Annotated in this window: 3 protein-coding genes; 2 read left to right on the forward strand and 1 reads right to left on the reverse strand. The window is 71.2% G+C overall.

Annotation, left to right across the window (positions count from 1 at the left end; translation table 11 throughout):
* The coding region (queA, locus tag HUV01_RS13690; protein WP_174298773.1) for a tRNA preQ1(34) S-adenosylmethionine ribosyltransferase-isomerase QueA at positions 1 to 761 on the forward strand (761 nt) is incomplete at its 5' end.
* Here the strand turns inward: queA and HUV01_RS13695 are convergent.
* The gene (locus tag HUV01_RS13695) at positions 731 to 3,163 is read right to left on the reverse strand and encodes a GH92 family glycosyl hydrolase (protein WP_174298774.1); all 2,433 of its coding nucleotides are present in this window, start codon (positions 3,161 to 3,163) and stop codon (positions 731 to 733) included. The two genes, queA and HUV01_RS13695, sit on opposite strands and share 31 nt — an antisense overlap.
* A gap of 136 nt (positions 3,164 to 3,299) precedes the next feature.
* Here HUV01_RS13695 and HUV01_RS13700 point away from each other — a divergent pair.
* A partial coding sequence (locus HUV01_RS13700; protein WP_254606651.1) for an aspartyl protease family protein occupies positions 3,300 to 3,682 on the forward strand: 383 nt, incomplete at its 3' end.

A 3,682-nucleotide genomic window follows, 5' to 3' on the forward strand; every position in this document is an offset into this window, starting at 1 on the left:
GCGCGTTCGTTCGCAACGGCCGACGGTTGCGCGACGGCGACGCGATCGACTTCGGCGCCGGCGTGTCCGCCCTCGCGCAGGACCGCGCCGAGGACGGCAGCTGGGCGCTGGCGTTCGCGGGCGACGAGCCGGTCGAGCTGCTGCTGGAACGAGCGGGACGCATGCCGCTGCCGCCCTATATCGCCGCCCGCCGGCGCGCGGATGCGAGCGATCGCGCCGACTATCAGACGATGTTCGCGGCGGAGCCCGGCGCGGTCGCCGCGCCCACCGCCGCGCTCCATTTCACGCCCGCGCTGATGGCGGCGCTAGCGGCGGCGGGGATCGGCCATGCGACGCTGACGCTCCACGTCGGCGCCGGCACCTTCCTGCCGGTGAAGGCCGCCGATACCGACGACCATGCGATGCACGCCGAATGGGGCCGTATCGATACCGACACCGCCGCGCGCCTGAACGCCGTCCGCGCCGCCGGGGGCCGGGTGGTCGCGGTCGGCACCACGTCGCTGCGCCTGATCGAGAGCGCATGCGACGCGGACGGGCGGGTCCGTCCGTTCGAAGGCGACACCGCGATCTTCATCACGCCCGGCTATCGTTTCCGCGGCGTCGACGGACTGCTCACCAACTTCCACCTGCCGCGCTCGACGCTGATGATGCTGGTCGCCGGCCTGATGGGGCTCGACCGGATGAAGGTCGCCTATGCCCGGGCGATCGAGACCGGCTACCGCTTCTATTCCTATGGCGATGCATCGCTGCTCCTGCCGTAGCGCCCCCTTCGGTCCGCCTTCGACGGCGCCGACATCGAGAACGGCCGTGCCGCGGTGCCGGTCCCCCGGCGGCGGTTCGGCGTCCGGCCCATCGTGAAGCGCAGTTCGCCGCCGGCACGGATCTCGCCGTCCGTCAGGAAGCTGCGGTCGAGGGATGCGCCGTCGAGCGTGACCGCCGTCACATAGGGAGCGGCCGGCGAGAGCCCGTCCGCGACCACGACGAAGCGTCCGCCGTTCGGCAGGTGCAGCACCGCGCGATCGACGAACGGCCGGCCGATGACGTATTGGTTCGATCCCGGCGCGACCGGATAGAAGCCGAGCGCGGTGAACACCAGCCAGGCGGACATCTGCCCCAGGTCGTCGTTGCCCGCGAGCCCGTCGGGCGTCGGCTTGTACTGCGACGCGACGATCTGGCCCAGCCGCTCCTGCGTGCGCCACGGCGCGCCGGCGAAGTCGTAGAGATAGGCGACATGGTGGCTCGGCTCGTTGCCGTGGATATACTGGCCGATCAGGCCGGCGATGTCCTCCGATCGGCTGTAGTCCAGTTTCGACGTGTCATAGTCGAACATCGCGTCGAGCCTGGCGATCGCCTTCGCGTCGCCACCCAGCAGCCGGATCAGGCCGGCCTCGTCCTGCGGCATGAACCAGCTGTATTGCCAGGCATTGCCCTCCGTATAGTCGGAGCCGTAGTTGATCGCCGCCGGGTCGAACGGCGTGCGGAACGCGCCCGTCGACAGGCGGGCGCGCAGCCAGCCCGTCCGGGGATCGAAGCTGTTGCGCCAGTTGCCCGCCCGCGCCTGGAACCGGTCGGCGACGTCCTTGCGTCCCATCGCCCGCGCCATGCGTGCGATCGCCCAGTCGTCATAGGCGTATTCCACGGTCTTCGAGGCGGCTTCCGGCTCCTTGTCGATGGGCACGTAGCCGCGCTTCATATACTCGCCGAGCCCGCCGTACGGCGCGTAGGTGGCGCTTGCGACCATCGCGTCGAGCGCGGCATCCGCGTCGAAGCCGCGTATCCCCTTCAGATATGCGTCGGCGATCACCGGCGCCGCGTGATAGCCGATCATCGTCCACGTCTCCCGGCCGGCGAACTGCCACACGGGCAGGATGCCCCAGGGGCTGTCGCGCCGGCTGGCGACCAGCGAGCGCACGATGTCGGTCGTGGTGCGTTCGGGCTGGACGAGCGTGAGCAGCGGGTGCTCCGCGCGGAACGTGTCCCATAGCGAGAAGGTGGAGCGGAACGTGTATCCCGCCGCCTGGTGGACCTGGTCGTCGGGACCCCGGTAGCGGCCATCGGCGTCGCTCCAGACGCTCGGCGCCAGCAGCGCATGGTAGAGCGCGGTATAGACGCTGGTGCGCATCGGCGCGGGCGCGTCGATGTCCAGCGCGCCCAGCGCCTGCGTCCATGCGGCGGCGGTGCGGGCGCGCACCGCGTCGAAGTCGCCCGGCTCGCTCTCCAGATTGGCGACGGCGGCGCTCTCGTCCACGCCGGACAGCGCCACCTTGACCTCCAGCGCCGATCGCAGCGTACCGAAGTCCAGCCGCGCCTCCAGTGCCCGGCCGAGCTTCTCCGCCACCGCGTCGCTGCCCCGGCCGGGTCCCTGGAAACCCTTGTAGGCGACCGCCGGATCGCGATCGACGAAGCCGTGGTCGGTCAGCGGCGCCGAGAAGCGCATCGCGAAGTATAACTTGCGCCCCGGCGCCCAGCCGCGCGTCTCGCGAAAGCCGGTCAGCGTGCCGTCGGGCCGAAGATGCAGGCCGGACCAGAGCGTCTTGCCCGGATAGTTGTATAGCGAGGATCGCAGATCGACGACGAGGTGCGCCGCCGTGCCCGCCGGAAAGGCATAGCGGTGAACGCCGATGCGAACGCCCGCCGTCAGCTCCGCGCGCACGCCGGCGCCGGTCTTGGCGTCGGTCCCGGCGTCCGTCAGCGTCACAGCATAATAGCCGGGATGCGCGACCTCCAGGCGGTGGTCGAAGCGGGACCTGTATCCCGATCCCGGCCGCTTCGGGTCGCCGGGATCCATCCGGACGTCGACGCCCGCCTGCGGCATGACCAGCACGTCCCCGAGGTCGGAATGGCCCGCGCCCGAAAAATGCGTGTGGCTGAAGCCCTGGATCGTCGGGTCGTCGTACCGATAGCCGGCGGCATGGCCGTAGCAGGCGCGGACCTCGCATCCGGTGTCGGTGTCGGGGGACAGCTGCACCATCCCGAACGGCGCGGTCGCGCCTGGGAACGTATGCCCTTCCCCGCCGGTGCCGATCATCGGATCGGCCGCGTCGATCGGCGCCGGCACGGCCTGAGGCTCAGCGGTCGGGGCCTGGACGGTGTGGGCCTGGGCGGTCCGGAGGTCGCCGACGGTGCCGATGATCGCCAGGGCGAGCGGGAGGGGCATGCGCATGACGCCTTCTAGACAGATGCTTTCGCCCGGTGTCCAACCGTGTCGCCTCCCTGTCCCGGAGAAGGTGGACCTCGCCCGTCCGCACCCTCCCGGTGTCGCTTCCCTGCGGGCGCGCGACGCTTTAGGCTCGGGTCCGATGCGCCGTCTGTCGATCCTCCTCGCGTTCCTGCTCGCCGCGCCCCTGCCCGCTGCGCCCCTGCCCGCCGCGCGCGGGCAGATCGATCGCATGGCCGTCGCCACGCCCGACATCGCGCTGGCCGCCGATGCCGAGGACCGCTGGATCCCCTTTACCCTGACGCCGGGCAACCAGCTGCTCTTCGACCTCGACCTCGACGGGCGGTCGATCAGCGCGATCCTGGACACGGGCGTCAGCTATTCGGTGCTGTCGCGGCGCTATGCGGCCGGGCAACGCCTGGCCGTCCGGGCGGTCGGCCGCGCGACCGCGATCGGCGGGGCGGTCCCGATCGGCTGGGTCGACACGCGATCGCTGTCGCTGGGCGGCCTGACCCGGACCGGCGG

The organism is Sphingomonas bacterium, from assembly GCF_903643035.1.
Classification (GTDB): Bacteria; Pseudomonadota; Alphaproteobacteria; order Sphingomonadales; family Sphingomonadaceae; genus Sphingomonas.

Coding starts and splice junctions, on each gene's coding strand:
- HUV01_RS13695 (WP_174298774.1), bottom strand. CDS start 3,163: ATGCGCATGCCCCTCCCGCTCGCCCTGGCGATCATCGGCACCGTCGGC.